We start from the raw sequence: 23540 nt of genomic DNA on the forward strand, positions 1-23540 counted from the left end.
GCAAGCCTCGCTTCGGGCTCGACTTGTCCACCGCCCTGGGGCCCTTCGACGTCTACGCCGAGGCCGCCTTCAAGAAGGGCTCCGATACGCCCCTGTACCGGCTGCCCGAGGGCAAATCCATTCCAGAACTCATCGCGGAGCTCGATCCGCCACTCGACTCGCTGGACGACCTCAAGCGGCTGGGAGTGGAGAGCTACTACCCCACCGGCTTCACCCCTCAGGTCTCCGGCGGAGCCAACTACACGTTCGCCTACAGCGAGAGCGACAGCGCCACCATCGGCGTGGAGTACTTCTACAACTCCACCGGCTACAACACCGCCATCGCCTACCCGTACCTGATTGCCCAGGGCGCCTTTCAGCCCTTCTACCTGGGCGAGCACTACGCAGCCCTCTATGGCGTGCTGGCCGGCCCCGGCTCCTGGGACAAGACGTCCTTCGTGCTGTCCACCCTGGGCAACCTCTCCGACAAGACCTTCACCACCCGCCTGGACATCAGCCACCGCGCGCTCTCGTACCTGAGCATCGAGGGCTACGTGGCCGCCAACTACGGCAAGAAGGGCGGCGAGTTCCGCTTCGCCATCGACACTCCTCCCTTCCAAGGTCCAGGCGGCGAGGCACTATGGCCCGCGCCCCTGTTCCAGGTGGGCGCGGGCCTGCGCATCAACCTCTGATCAGAAGCCGCGCATCCAGCCACCATCGATCGCGACGGACTGGCCGGTGATATAGGCCGCCTGCTCCGAGGCCAGGAACGTCACCAACGCTCCCAGTTCCTCGGGGCGGCCGAGCCTCCGCACGGGGATGCTCTGCGCGAGCTTCTCCTCATCGAGCTTGAACTCACGCAGCTTCTCCGTGGCGTGGAAGCCGGGCAGCACGGCATTGACGGTGATGCCGTACTCGCCCACCTCGTTGCTGACAGCCTTGGTGAGCCCCAGCAATCCGGACCGGATGCTGCTGGAGACCAGCATCCCGTTGATCGCCTCGCGAGACGAGACGGAGGTGATGAGGATGATACGGCCCCACCGCTGCTCCTTCATGATCGGGATCGCCGTGCGGAGGCCCTCCACGGCCCCCATCCACAGGCCCTGGAAGCCCTCCTGCCACTGCGCATCGGAGAGATCCGAGAAGTTTCCCGGGGGCGGGCCACCAGTGTTGTGAACGAGGATGTCCAAACCGCCAAACACCTCCTTCACCTTGTTGATCACGCCCTGGGTCCCACCGGGCTTGGACAGGTCCGCGGCCACACCGAGCGCGGCGCCCATGTTCGCCGCGGCGGCGCGGATGCGCTCCTCGTTGCTCGAGCAGATCGCCACCCGAGCGCCTTCCTTGACCAACTCCGAAGCGACAGCAAACCCCAGCCCCCAGGAGGCTCCCAGCACGAGAGCCCGCTTACCCTTCAGGCCTAAATCCATCAGAGTGCTCCTCTAGAAAAGGAACGAGCCGCTCGCGAATCAAACGCGCGGCGCGCTCGAGATCCACATCCTCCGCGCGGGAGAGTCCCTCGGTCAGCTCGGACACAATCCCTCCGGCGATGCTTCCCACTTCGTAGGCCAGGCGATACGGCACCCGGCTGAAGCTCACCAGAGTATAGCGGCTGAGGAACTGCCCCGGAAACGCGTTGAGGAGCACCTTCTCCACCTGCTTCTCCAACAAGAAGCGCGCGCTGGCGGTGCTGTCGCGCATCTCGATGAAGTTCTCCACGGCCATGTCGGCGATGGCGTCGGCGTTCGGCTTGCGCAGGCGGAAGAACTCGGAGAAGGCCTCTTCCCAGAGGGACTTACGCTCGAGCAGGCCGTCCAGCACCCCACAGTCCTCGAAGCCGCAGTTCATCCCCTGGCCGAAGAACGGGACGATGGCATGCGCCGCGTCGCCCAGCACCAGGGCCCGGCTCCCAACGTGCCAGGGCCTGCTCTTCACCGTGATCATGGAACCCGTTGGGTTCTTGAAGAAATCGTGGGTGAGTTGGGGGATCAGCGCGAGGGCATCCGGGAACTGCTCCGCGAAGAAGGCGGAGAGCTTCGGGGGCGAATCCAGCGAGGCGAAGCTCACCGGGCCCTCGAAGGGCAGGAAGAGCGTGCAGGTGAAGCTGCCGTCCTCGTTCGGCAGCGCGATGAGCATGAACGAGCCGCGTGGCCAGATGTGGAGCGCGTGCTTCTCCATCTGGAAGGAGCCGCCCGGGCCCGCGGGGATGGTGAGCTCCTTGTAGCCGTGACTGAGCAGGTCCTGGGTAGAGCCATGCTCCGGCTGCCGCATCATCTCCTGCCGCACCGCCGAACCCGCGCCGTCCGCTCCGAGCAGCACGGAGGCGCGCTCCTCGCGGGTGACCCCGCTTGCCTCGTCGTGAACGGTGAGCAGAGCCGACTCGAAGTCCACGTGCTGGATGCGCTGCTTGAAGCGGATGCGCACCCGGCCAGTAGCCTCGGCGTGCGTCATGAGGAACTTGTTCAGCCACGCGCGCGAGATGCTGTTGATGTGCTGCGAGTCATCCTTGCCATAGGGCTGCAGCGTGAGCGTGCCGGACAGCGGGTGGATCATCCGTCCGCGCATGGGGATGGCGTGCCGCCGAGCCTCCTCCTCCAAGCCCACCTGCCGGAGCGCGTGCAGCCCTCGTGTGGAAATGGCCAGGTTGATGGAGCGCCCGGCGTCCACCGACTCGCTCCGCATGTCCGGGCGACGCTCGAGCACCTCCACCTGGAAGCCGCGGCGGGCCAGGAAGATGGACATCAGCGAGCCCACCAGGCCCGCGCCGGCCACGGTGATGGGCTCGGTCCGATCAATCTCGCGCATGGCTCTCGAGGATCCTCACGAAGCGGTAGACATCGAGGAAGCTGCAGTACAGCGGCGCGGGAGCGGCGCGGATGACGTCCGGCTCCCGGAAGTCACAGTAGACGCCCGCCTCCGCGAGCCGCGAGAGCAGGCGCCGGGGCTCCTTGGTGAAACGCAGCGAGAGCTGGGTGCCGCGCTCCTTCATGTCCCGAGGCGTGACGATCTGGACGACGCCTTGGGGCAACCTGTCGAGCAGGAACTCCAGGTAGCTGGTGAGCAGGTCTCCCTTGAGGCGAAGCGCGGGCATCGTCGCCTGATCGAACAGCTCCATGGAGGCGCGCAACGCCGCGAGTTGGAGGATGGGCGGGTTGGAGAGTTGCCACCCTTCGGCGCCCGGCAACGGCACGAAGTGAGACCCCATCTCGAAGCGCGTGGCCTTGTCGTGACCCCACCAGCCCTCGAAGCGAGGAATGCCCGGCATGTGGGCATGGCGCTCGTGAACGAAGACGCCACCCAGCGTGCCAGGACCTCCGTTGAGGTACTTGTACGAGCACCACACGGCGAAGTCCGGCCCGTCGTCATGCAGGGACAACCGCAGATTGCCGGCCCCGTGCGCCAGATCGAACCCCACCCGGCAGCCTCGCTCGTGCGCGGCGCGGGTGATGGCCTTCATGTCGAAGGCCTGGCCAGTGAGATAGTTCACGTTGCCCAGCAGCACGAGGGAGATCTCGGAGCCACGCCGATCGATGGTGTCGAGGATGTCCTCCAGTCGCAGCGTGTCCTCGCCGAAGCGGGGCTCCAGGCGAATGATGGCCTCGTTGGGATCGTAGCCATGGAAGCGCGCCTGCGAGGCCACCGCGTACTGATCCGAGGGAAAGGCACCGCCCTCGATGAGGATGCGGAAGCGCTCGCGGGTGGGCCGGTAGAAGGACACCATCATCAGGTGGAGGTTCACCGAGAGGGTGTTCATCACCACCACCTCGAGCGGCAGCGCTCCCACCAGACGGGCCGTCTGTTCGGTCAAGGCCTCGTGGTACGGAAGCCACGGATGGCGAGCGTGGAAGTGGCCCTCGACGCCCAGGCGCTCCCAGTCCTCCAGTTCCTCCAAGACATACTGCTTCGCCCTGCGAGGCTGCAGCCCGAGCGAGTTGCCCACGAGATAGATGACGGGCTCACCATCCGGGCGGCGGGGGAAGAGGAACTCGTCGCGGAAGTGGCGCAGGGAGTCCTCCGCATCCATGCGTCGGGCGAAGGCCTCGCCCTCCTCGAAGTGCACCGAGCCAGGTTGCATCATGAAGTGAAGTCCTCTCGCGAGCGACCGAGCCACTCGAGCGCGTTGCGCCACAAGAGGCGCTCGCGGATGGAAGGGTCCACATCGGACAGGGATTCGATCAGCGTGCCCGGGCGGTCCTCTCCGAGGGGGAACGGATAGTCGCTGCCGAGCGCCACCTTCTCCGAGCCGAACAGCTTGACGATGAAGCGCAGCGTGTCGGCGTCATGGACGAGCGAGTCCACCCAGAACCGCCCCAGGTAGTCGCGCGGAGGCACCTTGTTGTCCACGGCGACAAGATCCGGCCGGGCATCGAAGCCGTGCTGGATGCGACCGAACGTGCCAGGAAAGGCACCGCCGCCATGGGCGAAGGCGAGCCGCAGCTTGGGCAACCGCTCCAGCGTGCCGGAGAAGAGGAGCGTGGAGATGGCAATGGCCACCTCGGCGGGCATGCCTACGAGCCAGGGCATCCAGTACTTCTCCAGCCGCGCCCCACCGAGCATGTCCCACGGATGGACGAACACGGCCGCGCCCAACTGCGCGGAGGCCTCGAAGAACGGAAAGAGCGCCGGATCGCCCAGATTGATGCCGTTGACGTGCGAGCCGATCTGCACACCCGCCATCCCCAGCTCGCGCACGCAGCGCTCCAGCTCGCGCACGGCCAGATCGACGCTCTGGAGGGGCACGGTCCCCAATCCGGCGAAGCGGCGGGGGCTCTGGCGCACCACCGAGGCCAGGTGATCATTGAGGAAGCGGGACAGGTCCAACCCGTGCTCGGGCTTCGTCCAGTAGCTGAACATCACTGGCACGGTGGAGAGTACCTGGACGGAGACTCCCGCCGCATCGCACTCATTCAGGCGCAGCTCCGGGTCCCAGCAGTTGCTCTCGATCTCCCGGAAGAACTTCCCATCGTCCCGCATCATCCGGGCACGGCACGGGGCATGGTGCTCCAGGGTGATGAAGCCACCGTAGCCATAGCGCTCGGCGAAGCGGGGCAGCTCGGCCGGGAGCAGGTGCGTGTGGATGTCGATCTTCACTTGCCCCCGCCCCGCGTCATCTGGAAGCCGCACTGCTTGCAGGTGCAGTGCGCGGGGTTCCCGTAGAAGCGGTCGAACACCGGCGGCAACTGGGTGACGATGTTGGAGACGTGGAGGAACTCCTCGTACAGCTTGTCATTGCACTTCGGGCAGTACCACGCGAAGCCGTCCAACTCGTGGCCCTGGCGCTTGCGCTCGATGACGAGCCCCACGGTGCCCGCGGGCCGCTGCGGCGAGTGCGGCACCTTGGGCGGCAGCAGGAAGATGTCTCCCTCGCGGATGGGAAGATCGCGCGGCTTGCCGTCCTCGATGATGCGCAGGTTGATGTCGCCCTCGAGCTGGTAGAAGAACTCCTCGCTCTCGTCGATGTGGAAGTCGGTGCGCGAGTTGGGCCCGCCCACCACCATCACGATGAACTCCCGGTCCTGCCACACCAGCTGGTTGCCCACGGGCGGCTTGAGCAGGTGCCGATGCTCATCGATCCACTTCTTGAAGTTGAAGGGGGGCATGACGGCCATGACTCAGTCTCCGATGGTGGCGATGCACTTCAGCTCGATGGCGATGGGCGTGGGCAAGGCGTTGATCTCCAGCGTGGTGCGGCAGGGAGGGTTGTCCTTGAAGTACTCGGCCCAGAGCTGGTTGTAGCGGGGGAAGTCCGCCTTCATGTTGGTGAGGTAGACGGTGACGTCCACCAGCCTGTCCCACGACGAGCCCGCCTCCTCGAGGATGTAGCGCACGTTGCGGAACACCGAGTGGCACTGCGCCTCGATGTCGTAGGAGACGATGTTGCCCTGGGCGTCCAGCTCCACGCCGGGGATCTTCTTGGACCCGCGCTCGCGAGGCCCCACGCCCGAGAGGAACAACAGGTTGCCCACGCGGCGAGCGTGGGGATAGAGGCCCACCGGTTCGGGGGCCCGCTTCGACTCGATTCGCTCTTCCTGACTCATAGCTTGATGCACACGTTCTTGGGCTCGGTGAAGAAGCGCAGGGCATCGAGGCCGCCCTCGCGTCCCACTCCCGAGTCCTTCACGCCTCCGAAGGGCGTGCGCAGATCCCGGAGCATCCAGCAGTTGACCCAGACGATCCCGCTGTGAAGCTGCGCGGCGAAGCGGTGGGCGCGGCTGAGGTCCTTCGTCCAGACGCTGGCGGCCAGGCCGTAGTTGGTGGAGTTGGCCCAAGCAAGCACCTCGTCCTCGTGCTCGAAGGCTGTGAGGGTGGCCACGGGGCCGAAGATCTCCTCCTGGTTGGTGCGGCACTCGGGCCCGAGCCCCTCCACGAGGGTGGGCTCCACGAACCAGCCATTGCGGCACCGGCCCTCGAGCTTCGCGGGGGCACCGCCGGTGAGGATGCGGCCTCCCTCCTTGCGGGCGATCTCGATGTAGCTCATCACCTTGTCGAAGTGCTGATGGGACACGAGCGCGCCTTGCTCCGTCTTGGGGTCGAGCGGATCGCCAACCTTGAGCGCGCGCGTGCGAGCCACGAGCGCCTCCTTGAAGCGCTCATAGATGGAGTTCTGGACGAAGATGCGCGGGCCGCACAGGCAGATCTGCCCCTGGTTGGCGAAGGACGAACGCACCGTGGTGGCGAGCGCCTCGTCGAAGTCGCAGTCAGCGAAGATGACGTTGGGGTTCTTGCCACCCATCTCCAGGGAGATCTTCTTGAAGAGGGGCGCGGCGGTGCGGGCAATCTCCGCGCCGACGCGGGTGCTCCCGGTGAAGGAGATGGCACGAACCTCTGGGTGGCGGCTCATGGCGGCGCCGACCTTGGGGCCCAGGCCATGGACGATGTTGAGCACGCCCGGGGGAAGCCCCACCTCGCGGCACACCTGCGCGAGCAGGAAGGCCGTCATGGGAGTGACTTCCGAAGGCTTGGCCACCACGCAGTTCCCCATGACGAGCGCGGGAGCCAACTTCCAGGTGAGCAGATAGAGCGGCAGGTTCCAGGGCGAGATGCAGCCGACGACGCCCAGCGGCGAGCGCAGGGTGTAGTTGAGCGCCACGGAGTCGGTGGCATGGGCCTCGCTGGAGAACTGGGTGACGGCGTCCGCGAAAAAATCAAAGTTGAGGATGCTGCGCGGGATGTCGACGGTGGAGGCCACCGAGAGCGGCTTGCCGGTGTCGATAGACTCGGCGCGAGCGAACTCTTCCAGGCGAGCGCGGATGGCGTCCGCGATGCGGCGCACCATGCGGGAGCGGTCGGCCGCGGGGGTAGCGGACCAGGAGGGGAACGCGCGGTGGGCCGCCTCGACAGCGCGCCAGACATCGGTCTCGTCCGAATCGGGGACGTGGGCGTAGACCTCGGCGGTGGCGGGCTCGGGCTTGTCCAGCCACTTGTGGGCGTTGGGCTCTACCAGCTCCCCCCCGATGTAATTGAGGACCTTGTGCATGGCGGATTCCTCCTCTGGCAGACGGGCGCCGGAATAGCACGGGGGCAAGGACCGGGTCACGGCTCTGCCGCTCTGGATTTCACATAGGAAGCAGAAGCCGCTTGCGCTGTGCGTCGAGGTCCTTCGAAGCTCGGCCGCCCTGCATCGCGGGGAGCAAGCACATGACAATGACGCCACGGAATCATGAGGAGTTGGCCCGGCTGCTGGATCAAGCGCGGCTGGAGGCACGGGAGGTCCCTCCGCTCACACGGACGCACGCGGAGCTCCCGCTGACGGACGCCTACGCGATCCAGGCCGAGGGGATCCGCCTGCGCACCGCGCGGGGCGAGCGGGTGGTGGGCCTGAAGATGGGGCTGACATCCGAGGCCAAGCGCAAGCAGATGAACCTGGACTCGCCGGTGTACGGAGTGCTCACGGACCGGATGCAGGTCCAGGCGGGAGGCGTGTTCCGGCTGCAGGGCTTCATCCACCCGAAGATCGAGCCGGAGATCGCCTTCCGCACCTCGCGCGAGCTGCGCGGGAAGATTTCGCGAGAGGAGGCGCTGGACGCGTGCTCCAGCGCGATGGCGGCGATGGAGATCCTCGACTCGCGCTACGTGGACTTCAAATACTTCTCCCTGCCGGACGTGGTGGCGGACAACTCGTCCTCGTCCATGTTCGTGCTGAGCACCACCGAGCGCCCACCTCGGGAGCTGGACCTGCTGCGGCTCCCGATGTCGATGGAGGTGAACGGAGAGGTGGTGCAGTCGGCGCTCTCCAACGCCATCTCGGGAGACCCAGTGCTGTCGGTGGTGCAGTTGTGTGAGCTGCTCGACCGACGCGGTGAGTCATTGCCCGCGGGGAGCATCGTGCTGGCGGGAGCCGCCACCGTGGCCCACATGATGAAGCCGGGAGATCAGGTCCGGCTCACCGTGGACGGATTGGGGAGCGTGTCGATCTCCGTGGCGGCTTGAAGGCAAGCTGCCGGGACGCGGGCCTCACGCCACGTCGAGCACTTCCCACTCGTGCACCTCACCGGCGAGCGTCACCTCGATGCAGTCGCCGGTACGGCGGCCCATGAGGGCCCGGCCCACCGGCGAGGCGGGGGTGATGACGGAGAGGAAGCCATCTCCGCCGGGGCCGGTCAGCTCGGTCCCCGCGCCCACGGGGAGCAGGAAGAAGGTGCGCTCGTCGTAGCCCGTCTCGTCCTCCGTGCGGACATCCACGATGGCACCCAGGGCGACGGGGGTGCGCCGGTTGAAGCGCGGCAGGTCCGCGTCTCGGAAGGCGGTGAGTGCACCGATCTCCTCCTGCACCCGGCGAGCCCGCGCGGCCTGCCCGGTGGCGAGGCTGCCGTACTCGATGGCGGCGCGGCCGTCTTCCTTCTTCTCGGATTCGGTCGCCAGGGAGCGAGCCGCCTCGCGCGCCTCGAGCTGAGCACGGACGGCGAGCCGGTCGCTGTGCTGGAGACGGTCGGCGAGCTGAGCCATCAGCTCTTTCTTGTCGAGTCCCATTCCACAGAACTGTAGCGACAGCACGGCCGGGCTCCAGTTTCTGGCGCCTGGGACGAACAGACATCCTCGCCTCAGGCGTACAGGCCCACGGCTCTCAAGGGCCGTCCTGCAACCCCTGCTGGATGGCGCTCTGGAGCGTCTTGCGGTTCTCCGGGAAGCCCTGAGTGGGATACGTCCGGGCGCCGCTCACGATGGGTGCGTACTGCTGGTACATGGGGTCGACGCTCGCCGGCTGCTGTTGATAGAAGGACTGGCTGGCCTGGAGCAGGTAGCGGGGCAGCGTCCCCTGCGGCGCATCCTGGCTGAAGGCAATGATGCTGCGCACCTCGGGAGTGCTCATGAACTCCGAGAAGTCGTGGGCATCCTCCAGGCAGTCACCCGTGCAGTGGGCGTTGAGCACCAGGGTGTCCACGAAGATCACCGGGTGGGAGCCCGTTCCGAGAGGAGCCGACATGACCTGGGGAAGAGGCAGGTTCGGGTTGGCGTGGCGGATGACCCACAACCGCTCCGTGTAGCCCATGAATCCGTTGGCCTGTCCCTTCGCGAAGGCCTCCTCGGGCAGCGAGTTGTCCGCGTAGGTGCCGTCGAGGCACGGGTTGGCGTTCTGCGCGTTGGCACAGCCGTCCACAACCTTCTTGAACTCCCCCATGGCCGGCGCGTCAAGCGGCAGCGCGAGGGACTTGGAAACCTCCTCGGCCGGATGGGTATCCGCCCAGGCATCCATGTACCAAGCGGGGAGTGTCCAGCTCCCGTCGTAGTTGGCCACCAGAGGCGTCTTCCCGGTGTCCAGGCTCGAAAGGATGTGGACGAGCGAGTCACCATCCGTGGCGGAGTGGATGCTGGGGCCCACCGAGTAGACGACGTTCGTGCACAGATAGGTGGGGGTGCCGTAGCTCTTACCTTGGATGGAGACGGCCTGCCGCGCGGTGGGGAACGCATCGCCCACCTCTGCTGGCACGGGTTGGATCCATCCCTTGGACACGAGCTCGCCGAGGAGCAAGGAGTCGATCTCGACGACCTGGGCGGCCTCGGAGCCTTCCCCGAGGAGTCGGTTGAGCGTACCGCCCTCGCTCAGGTCATACACATCGAGGTTCAGATCGAACACGATGTCGAGATCGATGTCCGAGTGGAGCTGCTCGAAGTCGTGCTCGAGTCTCTGCTTGAGACTGGCGAAGTTATCGCCCGCCGAGTCCGGGATGTATGGAAAGAGGACTGCCTTGAGCGCTCGGGGCTTTTCCTCTGGCGGGTTCGACGATTCCGATCCGCAGGCGCTGGCCGTCAGGAGAACGGCACAGAGCACGAACGCGTGACGCATCAAAGAAATCCTTTCGTGACATGGCGCGGCAGCAAGGTACCACGCATCACACCTGGACAAGTCCGGCTCCGTGGAGCGAGGGTAGAACCACCTATGCTCCGACGCTCATCCGGATATGTGTTTGGCCTTGGGTTGCTTGCGCTCCTCTTCAGCTGTGGAGCCCCCTCCGAACCCGTGCAGCAACCCCCTTCCGAGGACCTCCTCACCCACCGAGCAGGTCTGGACGACCATGGAGACACCGAGGCCACGGCCACGCCCATCTCCGGCAGCGAGGGAGTGATCACTGGCACCTTCGAGGTGGAAGAGGACGTGGACGTCTTCGCCCTCTCCACGCTGCCCGATCACTACTACAGCTTCTCCTGCTTGCGCGTGGGCTGGACGGACTGCCCGGGCTTCGTCCAGGGCGTCTCGGGACAGTGGTTCTGGCGCTCCAATGGCGCTCCCATCTTCTTCTTCAAGGCGACAGGGACTGGGCCAATCCCCATCGTGATGTACGCGGCCGGCTCGGCCGGTACCTATACCCTCGAGGTCCAGGACCTGGGGCTCGACGATCACGGAGACTCCGCGGCCAGCGCCACCCCCAGCACTCCGTCCTCGACGCCGATCCAGGGTGCCATCGAATCTCCCATCGATCGGGATGTCTTCTCATTCACCGCCCAGGCAGGACATGTGTACCAGTTCCTCTGTGACGCCGTTCCCAGTCAGGCCGCCTGGTACCTGGAGTTCCGAGACCCCGCAGGCACGTTGCTCGACAAGGCGTGGCTCGGCATGGATGTCACCAGCGTCACCGCCGCGGAGATCAGCAGTCCAGGCACGTACACCATCACGGTGTCCCCCGAAGTCGATGCCCTGCGCTCGGGCACATACTCGTGCCGACTGGAGGATATCGGCTCGGACGATCACGGCGACACGATCGCGGCGGCGACGCCTGTCACTCCGGCCTCGCCCGCGCTCAACGTGGCGGGACGCATGGATACGCGCCAGGACGTGGACGTGTTCTCCTTCAGCGCCCAGGCCGGCCACACGTACCGGGCGACGCTCAAACCTGGAACGTTCGCGGGTCCAACCCGGCTGCAGTTGAAGAACGCCTCCGGCACGGTGCTGGACTCTCAGCAGACCGTCTTCCTGCAGAGGACGGCCACCGTGAACGAGACGTGGTTCCTCGAAGTGCAGACGGACATCACCTCGACGACGCTCGGGACCTATTCCCTCGACTTCGTGGACTTTGGAGTGGACGACCACGGCAATACGATTGCCCTGGCGACTCCCATCACTCCCGGGAGCATCACCTCGGGCTTCCACCAGAACTCCTCGGACCTGGATTTCTTCACGTTCTCGGCCACGGCGGACACGCTCTACCGGGTCGCCTGCATCACGTGCACCGTGGAGATCCGGACCGCCACCGGCACCGTGAGTCGCTTCGCGACCGGGAGCAACCCGACCTGGTACAACTTCGAGGCGCCGGCCACCGGCCCCCTCTACATCCGCACCTCGTCGTCTGGAGGCACCTACACGGTCGAACTGCAGGAGACGGGGCACGATGACTTCGGCGACACGACCGCCACCGCGGAGCCGCTCACGCTCGGCGTCTCCAAGACGGGGAACATGGAGATCATCTTCGACAAGGATGTGTTCTCGATCCCGCTCACGGGAGGCCAGGCGTACACCCTGTCCTTGAACAACGGAAACCGCTTCATCGCCACCCTGTTCGCTCCGGATGGGACGACCGTGCCCCGGAACATCACCGGGAATTTCACCGCGCCCGCGACGGGGACGTACTTCGTCCAGGTGACCTCGAACGTGACGGCCACTCAGTTCCCCACGGGCTTCTACTTCCTGCAGATCCAGTAAGCGCGCGGCGCGCACCCACGGCGCATGGGGGGCTTCTCAAAGATCCGGGCTTGGGCTAACCCGCCTCCCACCATGCGCCTCTCACGCCTCCTGCTGTTCGCACTCCTGGCGGCCTGCGCCACACCGCCTCCTCCAACTCCCACGCCGGCCGCCCAGGCTGCGGCTCCCGCCGCCGCGGCCCCGGCCCCCACGCCCGCGCCGCCCGTGGCGAAGCGCGTCCCCCACCCCGTCACCCTCCACGGCGACACCCGCGAGGACGACTACTTCTGGCTGCGCGAGAAGGAGCGCCCCGAGGTCCGGGCCTACCTGGAGGCGGAGGCCGCCTACACCGCCCAGGCGATGAAGCCCACCGAGGCCCTGCAGCAGAAGCTCTACGACGAGATGCTCGGGCGCATCCAGCAGACGGACCTGGACGTGCCCTACCGCAAGGACGGCTTCTACTATTACACCCGCACCGAGGAGGGGAAGCAGTACCCCATCTTCTGCCGGAAGAAGGGCAGCCTGGACGCGCCGGAGGAGGTGCTGCTGGACGCCAACGCGCTCTCCGAGGGCTACAAGTTCTTCCGCGTGGGCACCTTCAAGGTCAGCGATGACAGCAACCTGCTGGCCTACGCCGTGGACACCACGGGCTACCGCCAGTTCACCCTCTACGTGAAGGACCTGCGCACCGGGAAGCTCGGCCCGGAGAAGGTCGAAAAGACGGTCGGCTCCAACGCCGCCTGGGCCGCCGACAACCGCACCTTCTTCTACGTCACCGAGGACTCCGCCAAGCGCCCCTACCGGCTGTGGCGCCACACCGTGGGGACGGACGGGAAGAACGACACGCTCGTCTACGAGGAGAAGGACGAGCACTTCACGATCCGCGTCGACCGCACGCTCTCGCGCGACTACCTCACCGTGGAGTCCCACAGCTCCACGACGACCGAGGTGCGGCTGCTGCCCGCCCGCCAGCCCACGGCGGCGCTCCAGGTGGTGGAGCCCCGGCAGCAGGACCACGAGTACAGCGTGGATCACCACGGCGACCAGCTCTACATCCTCACCAACTCGGGGGGCCGCAACTTCCGCCTCGTCACCGCGCCGGTGAAGGCGCCGAGCCGGAAGAATTGGAAGGAGCTCATCGCGCACCGCCCGCAGGTGATGCTCGAGGGCGTCACGCTCTTCAAGAACTACCTGGTCGTCTTCGAGCGGGACACCGGACTGCAGCGCATCTCCGTCACGGATCTGAAGACTCGCGCCAGCCACCTCGTCACCTTCCCGGAGAAGTCCTATACGGTCTTCCCCGACGCGAACATGGAGTTCGACACGCCGCTGCTGCGCTTCCAGTACGCGTCGCTCATCACCCCTCGGTCCGTGTTCGACTACGACATGGCCAGCCGGGAGCGGAAGCTGCTCAAGCAGGACCCGGTGCTGGGCGGCTATGACGCCTCCCGCTACGAGACGGAGCGGCTGCTGGTGCCCGCCAAGGATGGCGTGCAGGTGCCGGTGAGCCTCGTCTACCGCAAGGGACTGAAGAAGGACGGCAGCGCGCCCCTGTTCCTCAAGGGCTATGGCGCCTACGGCTTCCCCTCCTTCGTGTACTTCGACTCCGGCCAGCTGTCGCTACTGGATCGCGGCGTGACGGTGGCCATCGCGCACATCCGTGGCGGCGGAGACCTGGGCAAGCCGTGGCATGACGACGGCCGGATGAAGCACAAGATGAACACCTTCACCGACTTCATCGCGGTGGCCGAGGGGCTCATCTCCCAGGGCTATACCTCCAAGGAGCGTCTGGCCATCAACGGCGGCAGCGCCGGCGGCCTGCTGATGGGAGCCGTCACGAACATGCGCCCGGATCTCTTCAAGGTGGTGCTGGCGCAGGTGCCCTTCGTGGACGTGATCAACACCATGAACGACACGAGCCTGCCGCTCACCGTGGGTGAGTTCGAGGAGTGGGGCAACCCGCAGGTGAAGGACGAGTACGAGTACATCCGCCAGTACAGCCCGTACGACAACGTCACCGCGAAGGCCTACCCGACGCTCCTGGTGAAGACGAGCCTCAACGACAGCCAGGTGGGCTACTGGGAACCGGCCAAGTGGGTGGCGAAGCTGCGCGCGGTGAAGACGGACAAGAACCCGCTGCTCTTCCAGATCAACATGAACGCCGGCCACGGCGGCTCATCCGGGCGCTACGACTACCTCCACGAGCGGGCGTTCGATTACGCCTTCCTCCTCACGCAGCTCGGCGTGGAGCAGTAGCCGCTTGCCATCCGCGTCCGCTCGTCCTTCCGCAGGTGGGACGGGCGGGCCTGGAGCGGTGGGGAACTGGTTGGGGGCCCTCAGGGTTTCGGGGCCCCATGAAACACATCTTCGTATCGCTTGCTCTCCTGACGCTCGGAGCCTGTGGGCCCGAGTTCGCCGATACCTCCACCGCGGAACCTCTCTCGACGGGCGAGTCCGCCCTCGTCGGCTCGGTCTCTGGCACCATCCCGAAGGGCCTGCCCGCGCGCCTGCTCGTGGGACTCTTCGAGGACACCGGCCAGACGTGGATGAAGGACAGCGCCGTGCCGTGGAACGTGCGCTACCGCTACTTCGTGAAGGGCTGGCTCAACAACTGGGGCTGGAGCCCGGCGGATGGCTCGTGGGGCCTGCAGTTCCTGCGCGAGAGTGATGCGCAGGGCTTCCTGCCCGCCGTCCAGTACTACCAGATGAACGGCGAGGCCGGCGGCGGAGAGGAGCAGTTCCTCGCCAAGGCGCAGAACGCCAGCACCATGCGCAGCTACTTCTCCGACTTCAAGGTGCTCATGCAGCGGGCCCGCGAGTTCGGCAAGCCGGTGCTGGTGCTCGTGGAGGCGGATGGCTTCGGGCTGCTGCAGAAGCAGTCGAACAGCAATCCCAACACCTACGCGGCGGTGGCGGCTTCGGGAGTACCGGAGCTGAGCGGCATGCCGAACACCGTGGCCGGCTGGGGACTCGCCTTCCTGCAACTGCGCAAGGCGGTGGGCGCCAGCAACGTCATCCTCGGCATCCACGTGTCCGCGTGGGCGGGAGATGGGGATCTCGCGTACTTCTCCGTCACCACTCCGCTGCAGAATGAGGTGTCGAAGGTCTACACGTTCCTCAAGCCCTTCGGCCTGGGCTCCAACGTCACCGGGGCCACGTGGGATGTGCTGGTGGCGGATCCGCTGGATCGCGACTCGGAGTTCTACCGGCGCGTGATGGGGCAGGATCGCTGGTGGGATGCGAGCGACACGGCCTCCATCAACTCCAAGAGCTTCAACCGGTACGCGGAGTGGCTGCGCCAGTGGAACGTGACCGCGGGCAAGCGGTGGGTGCTGTGGCAGGTACCACTGGGCAACTCAAACCACCTGGACGTGGACAACACGCGCAACGCCCCTCGCGAGGGCTACCGGGACAACCGCGCCGAGTACTTCTTCGGCTCCTCCGGCGCCAAGCACCGGGAGAAGTTCGCCAGCAGCGGAGTCATCGCCCTGCTCTTCGGCAAGGGAGAGGGCCGGCAGAGCTCGTACACGAATGACTACTACACGGACGGCCAGCTCTTCATGAAGAGCCGGGCGGGCGCCTTCCTGAAGGCGGGGGGGCTCGCGCTCCCGGCTGGCTCCTCGACGGGGGACTCGGGCGACACAACGACTCCACCGACGACTCCACCGACGACTCCACCGACGACTCCGCCCACGACTCCGCCGTCGTCAGCGGAGGTGTACAGCTTCGAGAGCGGCCTCCAGGGGTGGACGAGCTGGGGCTCCCCCGTGCGGGGTGTCTCCACCTCCACCACGAAGGCCTGGGCCGGGAGCCAGTCGCTCGCGGTATCGGTGGTGGGCGCGCCCAACGGGACGGCCAAGGTCATGATACCGGGGCCCTCCGTGCCCGCGGGCCGGACCGTCTCGTTCCACGTGTGGATTCCCTCGGGCAGCCGCATCACCGCTTTCCAGCCCTTCGTGCAGCAGGACGCGAGCGGCGGGTGGCAGTACAGCGGCGCCTGGGTGGCGACCACCTCCCTGCAGGCCGGCGCCTGGAACACCCTCACCGTCCAGGTGCCCACCAACGCGGTGTCTCCGCTCTATGAGCTCGGCCTCGAGTTCTTCACGGATGCCGCCTGGACGGGCACGTTCTACGTGGACTCCGTGAGCTGGTAATCCCGGAGGGTCCGTGGGCCCCTGCGGTCTCTGCCTGCCCGGGTCTTCAGAACGGGCAGTCGGTTCCCCCGCAGGGGTTCGGCGACGGCTGGGTCGGCGGGCCGCCGAGGGCCAGATCGAGGCCGACGATCGTGCCCACCAGCCCGAGCCCCACAGCCCCCACCAGCAGCAGCGTCCGGCCGACGCTCACCTCACGGATGCCTGCGGTCTTCACCTCGCCCAAGGGGAGCTCGACGCTCCTGCGGAACGCGTTCAGGGGCACGCCGCGCAGGGTCTGCTCATCGATCTTCAGATCGATGTACTTCTCGGCGATGACCCCCCCGTCGTTCTGGACGAGCACGAGCGGAGTATCTTCGGTGAACGCGTGTTCACGGCCTTCGACGTCCCGTAGCGTCACGCGCTCAGGAGTCGCGAGTCGTCCATCGCCCGTATGGTGTGTGACCAGGTCCGGGACGTACCAGCCGTCGAGCCGAACCAGCTCCGCCTTCGGCACCTTGTAGGTGGTGGAACAGCCCGACACAGCGAGCAGAAGGGCCAACGACGCACGGATTCGCATAGGGCACTCCTCCATGTGTTTTGAGGCTAGCGCGGAACGCGTGGAGGCCTGAAAACTGGTTCCATTCTGGCGGGTCACTCTGACCTCCAGAGGGAGGAGCTCTGCTCTCCACTGAACGAGGGGCAGGCAGGCAGGGCAGTGGCGGGTCATGCAAACGACAGGAGCCCGGCGCTATACATACCCGGCATGCGTGCTCCCCTGTCCCCAGAGCCTGCCACCTCCGAGTCTCCCGATGTAGGAGCCCTGGCCGAGTTGCTGCGGGGGCGCCGCACCGTGGTGCTCACGGGCGCCGGCTGCAGCACCGAGTCCGGCATCCCGGACTACAGAGGCCCTGGGACCCGGGCCCGCGCGCGCAACCCCATCCAGCACATGGAGTTCCTCAACCGGCCCGAGGTGCGTGCGCGCTACTGGGCTCGGAGCCTGATCGGCTGGCCGCGCTTCTCCGCGGCGCGTCCCAACGCGGCGCATCAAGCGCTCGCGGAGATGGAGCGGGACGGAGCCGTGGTGGGCCTCATCACCCAGAATGTCGACCGGCTGCACCACGCCGCGGGCAGCTCGCGCGTCATCGAGCTCCATGGCGCGCTGGCGGACGTGCGGTGCCTGTCGTGCGGTGAGCACGTGGCGCGCAGGGACTTGCAGGAGCGGCTGCTCGCGCTCAACCCTGGCTTCCTGGAGAGGCAGGCAGAGCTCCGACCAGACGGTGATGCCGAACTCCCGCTCGAAGCTGTGAGTACCTTCCGCCTCGCGGACTGCGAGCACTGCGGCGGGGATCTGAAGCCCGACGTGGTGTTCTTTGGAGACAACGTCCCCCGCCCCACCGTGGACGCGGCCTTCGCGATGGTCGAGGAGGCGGATGCAATGCTGGTGGTGGGCTCGTCGCTGGCGGTGTTCTCCGGCTACCGCTTCGTGCTCCGGGCCTCGGAGCGGCACATGCCCATCGCCCTGATCAACATCGGCGAGTGCCGCGGCGCCGAGTTGGCGGATGTGCTCGTGGAGGCGCGAGCGGGTGATGTGCTCCCTCGGCTCGCCTCGGACTTACGCGCCTGACGGACAGGTCGCCACACGACTCTAATAGATGACGTCGGCGTGGCTTTCGAGCAAGGCCCTGATTCTGTCTTCGCTGACGCCCGCATCCTTCGCCAGGGCTGTCGCCGAGAAGGTGATGGCTGCAGTCTCCTCGGGATACATATCGAAGCTGGTGAACCAGGAACGGATCTCTCGCCGCCACGTGATAGAGGCGAACTCCTCTCGCCTCCGGTAAGGATCCAGGATGGTGAAGTAAGGCCAGCGAGGAAATTTCAAGGTGCTGGCATCACACCCAACGAACCGGCATGCGTGGAGGTGCGCAGCGGTGAAATCGCAATCCTCGATTCCGCCTACATCCTGATAGACCACCCCGTAATCCGGCTGATGCCCGAAATCGCAAGAGAAGAGGCGCCCTGTAAAACGGCAGCCTTTCAGATGAGCGGTGTACCAGACTGCATCCTTGAGTTGTCTCTTGAGCTCGATGTGGCAGTCAATAAACCGCGGGCCGGCAAGATGAAAGCGCTCGGAAGACACCCGTATAACGAGGGTACAGCGCTTCAGTACCAGGTTGGGTCCCAGATAGTAGCGGATGTTCTTGGCGCCAAGCTCCAGCCGCTCGCCCTCCAGGGTCCTTTCCTCGATGATGAGGTTATCAGGATAGTCGGAGTGCATGCCCTCTGCCCCTCAGAAGCCAATCATCCGGAATAGCTCCTCGGCCATACGCCGACCGTGTCTGGCCATGTTCGATTCGGTCCGGGTGAGCACTTCGTACTGAATGCCGGTGTTGAGATCGACTGCGATGTGGATCCGTGCTCGTCATCGCTCCCCGGGGCGAGCCAGCACAGGCCGTCAGTACTACCAAGAACAGCGCACCCCATTCGCGTCTCGTCATGCCCACCTCACAGCACTGAGGAGAAGGGAGGGCACGCTGCCGCATACCTGGGAAGAATGACGCGAAGGGTATGGGGTGCGCCCTCGGCTCGCTCGGACTTGAAGCCGCGCTGCACTCGCCCCTGGGCACAACTCACACCGTGCAGGCAGCCCACCGCTCCCCCGCTTGCCAGCCCTCCCAGGGGGCCCGACCGAGCTGGGGAATCGTCCCTACCTTTCGAGCATGCAAGGACACGACAGCAGTGTCGCCGCTATGGGAGGCACGGGCTCGCAGCCCACGGAGACGAAACTGGAGCCCGCGGAGATCGCCGCGAGAATCCGCGCCCTCCAACTTCTTCGGGAGGCCGGTGTCCCCTTCGTCGTGGGCGGTGCGTACGCCTACGCCCACTACACGGGCATCCACCGGGACACGAAGGACCTGGATCTCTTCCTGCGCAAGGCCGATGCGGACCGCGCCATCGCTCTGTTCGAGGCGAACGGCTGGCGCACCGAGCGCAACACCCACGGCTGGTTGCACAAGGCCTTCTGGGACGGCGCGCTGATCGATCTCATCTACAGCGCGGGCAGTGGCATCCCCCAGGTAGACGACGCGTGGGTGGAGCACGCAGTGGAGGGCGAGGTGCTCGGGCAGCGCTGCCTCATCTCTCCCGCGGAGGAGATCATCTGGAGCAAGGCCTTCGTGCTTGAGCGCGAGCGCTTCGACGGCACGGAGCTGAACCACCTGATCCTCGCGGTGGGTCCCCGGCTGGACTGGAAGCGGCTCCTGGAGCGCTTCGGCCGCTATTGGGAGGTGCTGCTGGGCCACCTGATGTTCTTCCGCTTCGCCTACCCCTCCGATCGCGAGCACGTCCCGGCCTGGGTCATGTGGGGGCTGCTCTCCCGAGCCTTCGACAGCGTCCGGGGAGGCAACTGGAGCGGAAGGCTCTGCCGCGGGAGGCTCCTGTCCCAGCCCGGCTACCGGATCGACGTCGAGCAGTGGGGCTTCGAGGACGGGCTCACCTGGGACGAGCGGGAACGGGCCCGGGCCGCCGCGACTGCGGAGCCAGCTCCCAACCAGAGCTGAAGCCCTGACGTCCCCAGATGAGGCCCACGCCCGCTGCGAGCCCGCCAGGGTGTGCGGACGTGGACCCCGAGTCTCGCGGCGTGGACGGATCCGCGGGGGCCAGACCGGACAGGTAGGGCTCCTCAGAGGAGACGTGTCACGGCACGCCTGTTGCTAACGCCTCCGGACGCAGACGGAGGGCGGGATGGCACGGGAGGCGGAGGACGGGATGGGGCGGTCGATGGGGACGGGGTTGGAGCAGGAGGAGGAGGACTCTGCGGGTGAAGGATCGGTGAGGGTACAGCGACCCGGCTTGGAGGAGATGCGAGAGCGTCTCTTCAAGCTGGGTGCCTCGGCCCTCACCGATCCGGAGCTTCTGTCCGTGCTGCTGGGGCCGGGCTCGCGTGCGTCCGGGCTGGCCGAGAAGCTGATCTCCGGAAGCGGAGGCCTCAAGGCGCTGCTGCTGAAGGATCCACTGGAGCTGAGCATGTACCCGGGGCTGGGGCCCACGCGAACGGCGCAGGTGGTGGCGGCGCTGGAGCTGGGGCGCAGGGCCCAGCGCACCACGGAGCGGCGGCCCCGGTTGCGGACTCCGAAGGAGATCTCCGCGTACCTGCTCCCGGTGCTGAGCGCGCTGCGGCGCGAAGTCTTCCACGTCCTGTGCTTCAACCCTCGCAACGTGCTGCTGGCGGACGTGCGGGTGGCCGAGGGCACCATGAACACGTGCCCGGTGGATCCCCGCGAGGTGTACGCGGCGGCGCTGACCACGCGCGCCACGGCCATCGCGCTGGCTCACAACCACCCGTCGGGAGATCCGGAACCCTCGGCGCAGGACCTTCAACTGACGCTGCAACTGGTCGACGCCGGCAGGGTGCTGGGCATCAAGGTGCTGGACCACCTGGTGGTGGGAGATGGGACGTACGTGTCGCTGATGGAGCGAGGGTTCCTCGCGGACGAGAAGGGCAAAAGCCAATGGAACGCGGCTGGAGGGGACTGGTGATGACGGCGGTGATGGGGTGTGGCGGCTCGGAGAGGGGCTCCAGCCAGGGGTTGCAGGTGGATGCGGTGGAGGAAGGGCGGGCGCGGGTGGTGGAGCTGGGCAGCGGCAAGGCCCGGACGGTGGACCTGAGCACGCTGCCGGCGGGAGCTCGGGAGGGAGACGTCGTGGTGGACGGCCGCCTGGACCCCGAGCTGAGGGCCCGGCTGACCCGAGAGGTTGCGGAAATCCGGGGCCGCCTGGCGGTTCCTCTTCCCCCGGGATTGGACCTGGGGGGTAGTGAGGATCCCCCGTTGACGATCCCCCGGGAAAAGTGAATATGCGGAGGATGCAGCCACAGGACCTTCCCCACTTCACGGAAGCTCAGGAAGGCCTGGTCCGTCACTTCGGCCTGTCCGAGTTCCGGCCCGGGCAGGCCGAGGTCATCAGCTCCGTGCTGAGCGGGCGCAACACCGTGGTGGTGATGCCCACGGGGGCAGGCAAGAGCCTGTGCTACCAGCTGCCCGCCATGCTGCTGCCCGGGGTGACGCTGGTCGTGTCACCGCTGATCGCGCTGATGAAGGACCAGGTGGAGCAGCTCTCGGCGAGGGGGATTCCGGCCACCTTCATCAACTCCTCGCTCACGGATCTGGAGCGAGCCGAGCGGATGAAGCGGCTACGGACCCGGGAGTACAAGCTGGTCTACGTGGCGCCAGAGCGCTTCCGAAGCCCCAGCTTCCTGGATGCGCTGGGCGAGGTGGGCGTGGATCTGCTGGCGGTGGACGAGGCGCACTGCATCTCGCAGTGGGGCCACGACTTCCGGCCGGACTACGCGCAATTGGGACAGGTGCGCAAGCGGCTGCGCCCGCCGCGCACGGTGGCGCTGACAGCCACGGCCACGCCCGAGGTGCGCGAGGACATCGTCCGCGTGCTGTTGATGAAGGAGCCTCAGGTGTTCGCCCAGGGCTTCGACCGGCCCAACCTCTTCCTGGAGGTGATGAGCGTCAGCGGGGATGAGGAGAAGCGGCAGGCGTGCACGCAGCTGGCGGCGCAGGGGGGCAGCGGCATCATCTACTGCGCCACGCGCAAGGCCTCGGAGGGGATGCACGCGGCGCTGCAGGAGCGCGGGGTGAACGCGGTGCTGTACCACGCGGGCATGGAGGACGAGGCCCGGCGCCGCGCACAGGAGGAGTTCATGGCAGCGAAGGAGGCGGTGGCGGTGGCCACCAACGCCTTCGGCATGGGCATCGACAAGCCGGACATCCGCTTCGTGGCGCACGCCAACATCCCCAAGGCGGTGGAGGCGTACTACCAGGAGGTGGGCCGCGCGGGCCGAGACGGCAAGCCCGCCACGGCCGTGCTGCTGTTCAACCACGCGGACGTCTACACGCAGGAGCGGCTCATCGAGGGCAACCACCCTTCTGAAGTCGTGCTCGGAGACATCTGGAACGCGCTGCGCACGGTGCCCGAGTTCAACAAGGGCGTCGGCGTGCTGGCGGGGATGGTGGGCGCCAGCGAGTTCGAGGTGTCCGCGGCGCTGCGCATCTTCGAACGGGAGAGGAAGATCGAGCGAGGCGGCCGGGGCGAGGGCGAGTACGGCCTCACCCTCACGGAGAAGGCCCTGGCCACGCATCCGCACGCGGAGGACGCCCGGAAGCTGCTCCAGTCGCTGATGGCGGTGTTCCCAATTGGGCGCTCGAACAACACGGAATTGCAGCCCCTGGCACGGCGCACGGGGCTGGGCGAGGAGGAGGTGCGGCATGCGCTCGGGCTGCTGGAGAAGGCTGGAGCAGTGAGGGTGCGCAAGCCGTTTGCCGGGCGCACCATCCGCGCGTTGGAGCAGGTGCCGTTTCGCGAGCTGGGCGTGGACCTGAACCGGGTGCGCGAGCAGGAGCGCCGCGCCCTGCTTCAGCTCAAGCAGATGACGGACTACGCGTACACGCGGCGGTGCCGACGGGCGTTCATCCTGGGCTACTTCGGCCAGCAGGATCTCGAGCCCAACTGTGGCCACTGCGACGTGTGCTCGGGCAGCCGGATGCCACGCCTGGCGCCGGTGACTCGGCCCTCCTCCTCGGCGACTCCCGGGAAGCCGGAGCACTACAGCGAGCTGGCCGCCACGGAGCTGCGACGCTGGCGCAAGGCGCTGGCCAAGGATCTGGAGGTCCCTCCGTTCATCATCTTCAACGACGCCACGCTGCTGGGGCTGGCGGCGGCGCTGCCCACGGATCGGGACTCGTTCCTCGCGGTGAAGGGCACGGGGGAGAGCCGCTGGGAGCGCTTCGGCCCCAAGGTGGTGGAGATCTGCCTGATGGCGCGCGCCGCCGGCCACGAGCCCGTGGCGATCGCGGAGTCACCGCGTCCCCGCCGCAGCCGCAAGACCTGAGCCGCGGCCCTACCCGGGCGGACGGTGGCTGGCCTTCTTCAGGGCCCGGCGCTCCACGTAGCTGCGCAGGCTGCCCACGAGCATGCCCACCACGAACGCCAGCACGAAGATGATGACGATGGTGGTGCCCGCGAAGATGAGGCGCGCCTGGTAGTCGAGGATCTGCCCGTTGGTGTAGTCGAGGCGCAGCCGATCCATCACCCCGACGAGCTCCAGCGCCCGCGCCGGCAGCGAGTCCAGGGACAGCGAGAGCCGCTGCACGAAGCGCGAGGGGTATAGACGCCGCGCCGACTCCACCGCGATGCCCACCAGCAGGTAGATGATGGAGAGCAGGAACGCATTGCTCCCCATGATTCGCAGGAGCGGAAAGGGCGGCGGCTGCGAATAGGACGGTGGGGGTTGAGGAGGCGTCTCCACG

21 protein-coding genes and 1 pseudogene are annotated in these 23540 nt (G+C 66.8%); 10 read left to right on the top strand and 12 right to left on the bottom strand.

The genetic code is table 11. From position 1 onward, the window contains the following. Nucleotides 1–671: pseudogene (locus KY501_RS37490) on the top strand (hypothetical protein); the annotation flags it as partial. On the opposite strand, the gene KY501_RS37495 reads toward KY501_RS37490, so the two are convergent. From KY501_RS37495 to KY501_RS37525, 7 genes are read right to left on the bottom strand one after another with little or no spacing between them, the layout of a single operon-like run. After that, nucleotides 672–1409 (bottom strand): SDR family oxidoreductase, encoded by a 738-nt coding sequence (locus KY501_RS37495; protein WP_224368688.1) that lies wholly within the window; start codon nt 1407–1409, stop codon nt 672–674. Next, a complete protein-coding gene (locus tag KY501_RS37500) occupies nt 1387–2784 on the bottom strand; it encodes an FAD-dependent oxidoreductase (protein ID WP_224368689.1) in 1398 nt (465 codons plus the stop codon). The genes KY501_RS37495 and KY501_RS37500 overlap by 23 nt, the downstream gene beginning before the upstream one ends. Then, nucleotides 2771–4054: a kynureninase gene (gene kynU / locus KY501_RS37505; RefSeq protein ID WP_224368868.1), complete on the bottom strand. Its 1284-nt coding sequence runs from the start codon at nt 4052–4054 to the stop codon at nt 2771–2773. The genes KY501_RS37500 and kynU overlap by 14 nt, the downstream gene beginning before the upstream one ends. After that, nucleotides 4054–5070 carry an amidohydrolase family protein gene (locus KY501_RS37510; protein WP_224368690.1) on the bottom strand — a complete coding sequence of 339 codons (1017 nt, stop codon included), beginning with the start codon at nt 5068–5070 and terminating at the stop codon, nt 4054–4056. Before KY501_RS37510 ends, kynU begins: the two co-directional genes overlap by 1 nt. Further along, on the bottom strand, nt 5067–5588 hold the full coding sequence (nbaC, locus tag KY501_RS37515) for a 3-hydroxyanthranilate 3,4-dioxygenase (protein WP_224368691.1): 522 nt from the start codon (nt 5586–5588) through the stop codon (nt 5067–5069). The genes KY501_RS37510 and nbaC overlap by 4 nt, the downstream gene beginning before the upstream one ends. A gap of 3 nt (nt 5589–5591) precedes the next feature. Continuing rightward, the gene (locus KY501_RS37520; protein ID WP_224368692.1) at nt 5592–6017 is read right to left on the bottom strand and encodes a RidA family protein; all 426 of its coding nucleotides are present in this window, start codon (nt 6015–6017) and stop codon (nt 5592–5594) included. Further along, a complete protein-coding gene (locus tag KY501_RS37525) occupies nt 6014–7456 on the bottom strand; it encodes an aldehyde dehydrogenase (RefSeq protein WP_224368693.1) in 1443 nt (480 codons plus the stop codon). The genes KY501_RS37520 and KY501_RS37525 overlap by 4 nt, the downstream gene beginning before the upstream one ends. A gap of 167 nt (nt 7457–7623) precedes the next feature. Here KY501_RS37525 and KY501_RS37530 point away from each other — a divergent pair, with 167 nt between their 5' ends. Further along, the gene (locus tag KY501_RS37530; RefSeq protein WP_373691693.1) at nt 7624–8409 is read left to right on the top strand and encodes a 2-keto-4-pentenoate hydratase; all 786 of its coding nucleotides are present in this window, start codon (nt 7624–7626) and stop codon (nt 8407–8409) included. A gap of 24 nt (nt 8410–8433) precedes the next feature. Here the strand turns inward: KY501_RS37530 and KY501_RS37535 are convergent, their stop codons facing one another. Both KY501_RS37535 and KY501_RS37540 read right to left on the bottom strand, forming a co-directional pair. Further along, on the bottom strand, nt 8434–8949 hold the full coding sequence (locus KY501_RS37535; RefSeq protein ID WP_255637166.1) for a GreA/GreB family elongation factor: 516 nt from the start codon (nt 8947–8949) through the stop codon (nt 8434–8436). A 94-nt stretch (nt 8950–9043) separates the two neighbouring features. Beyond that, complete coding sequence (locus tag KY501_RS37540; RefSeq protein ID WP_224368696.1) at nt 9044–10264, bottom strand: type 2 periplasmic-binding domain-containing protein; 1221 nt, start codon at nt 10262–10264, stop codon at nt 9044–9046. Between the two features lie 174 nt (nt 10265–10438). Between KY501_RS37540 and KY501_RS37545 the strand changes: the two genes are divergently transcribed. The 3 genes from KY501_RS37545 to KY501_RS37555 all read left to right on the top strand — a co-directional run bounded on the left by KY501_RS37545 (nt 10439) and on the right by KY501_RS37555 (nt 16248). Beyond that, nucleotides 10439–12115, top strand: coding sequence for a PPC domain-containing protein (locus KY501_RS37545; RefSeq protein WP_224368697.1), 1677 nt, complete (start codon nt 10439–10441; stop codon nt 12113–12115). A 72-nt stretch (nt 12116–12187) separates the two neighbouring features. Beyond that, nucleotides 12188–14350, top strand: a complete 2163-nt coding sequence (locus KY501_RS37550; protein WP_224368698.1) for a S9 family peptidase — start codon at nt 12188–12190, stop codon at nt 14348–14350. 98 nt (nt 14351–14448) lie between these two features. Beyond that, nucleotides 14449–16248 (top strand): hypothetical protein, encoded by a 1800-nt coding sequence (locus KY501_RS37555; protein WP_224368699.1) that lies wholly within the window; start codon nt 14449–14451, stop codon nt 16246–16248. A gap of 46 nt (nt 16249–16294) precedes the next feature. On the opposite strand, the gene KY501_RS37560 is transcribed toward KY501_RS37555, so the two are convergent. Next, complete coding sequence (locus tag KY501_RS37560) at nt 16295–16804, bottom strand: hypothetical protein (RefSeq protein WP_224368700.1); 510 nt, start codon at nt 16802–16804, stop codon at nt 16295–16297. 186 nt (nt 16805–16990) lie between these two features. Between KY501_RS37560 and KY501_RS37565 the strand changes: the two genes are divergently transcribed. Further along, complete coding sequence (locus tag KY501_RS37565; RefSeq protein WP_224368701.1) at nt 16991–17851, top strand: NAD-dependent protein deacetylase; 861 nt, start codon at nt 16991–16993, stop codon at nt 17849–17851. A gap of 21 nt (nt 17852–17872) precedes the next feature. On the opposite strand, the gene KY501_RS37570 is transcribed toward KY501_RS37565, so the two are convergent. Beyond that, complete coding sequence (locus tag KY501_RS37570) at nt 17873–18502, bottom strand: pentapeptide repeat-containing protein (RefSeq protein ID WP_224368702.1); 630 nt, start codon at nt 18500–18502, stop codon at nt 17873–17875. A 442-nt stretch (nt 18503–18944) separates the two neighbouring features. On the opposite strand from KY501_RS37570, the gene KY501_RS37575 reads away from it, so the two are divergent. The 4 genes from KY501_RS37575 to KY501_RS37590 all read left to right on the top strand — a co-directional run bounded on the left by KY501_RS37575 (nt 18945) and on the right by KY501_RS37590 (nt 23122). Then, entirely contained in the window at nt 18945–19784 is an 840-nt protein-coding gene (locus KY501_RS37575; protein WP_224368703.1) for a nucleotidyltransferase, read from the top strand. A 301-nt stretch (nt 19785–20085) separates the two neighbouring features. Beyond that, a complete protein-coding gene (gene radC, locus KY501_RS37580; RefSeq protein WP_224368704.1) occupies nt 20086–20763 on the top strand; it encodes a RadC family protein in 678 nt (225 codons plus the stop codon). Next, the gene (locus KY501_RS37585) at nt 20763–21077 is read left to right on the top strand and encodes a DUF3006 domain-containing protein (protein ID WP_224368869.1); all 315 of its coding nucleotides are present in this window, start codon (nt 20763–20765) and stop codon (nt 21075–21077) included. Before radC ends, KY501_RS37585 begins: the two co-directional genes overlap by 1 nt. A gap of 2 nt (nt 21078–21079) precedes the next feature. Next, entirely contained in the window at nt 21080–23122 is a 2043-nt protein-coding gene (locus KY501_RS37590; RefSeq protein WP_224368705.1) for a RecQ family ATP-dependent DNA helicase, read from the top strand. A 9-nt stretch (nt 23123–23131) separates the two neighbouring features. Here the strand turns inward: KY501_RS37590 and KY501_RS37595 are convergent, their stop codons facing one another. Beyond that, nucleotides 23132–23539, bottom strand: coding sequence for a hypothetical protein (locus KY501_RS37595; protein WP_309243031.1), 408 nt, complete (start codon nt 23537–23539; stop codon nt 23132–23134). Nucleotide 23540 lies beyond the last annotated feature (1 nt).

The sequence above is a fragment of the Hyalangium versicolor genome (genome assembly GCF_020103695.1).
GTDB classification, from domain to species: domain Bacteria; phylum Myxococcota; class Myxococcia; order Myxococcales; family Myxococcaceae; genus Hyalangium; species Hyalangium versicolor.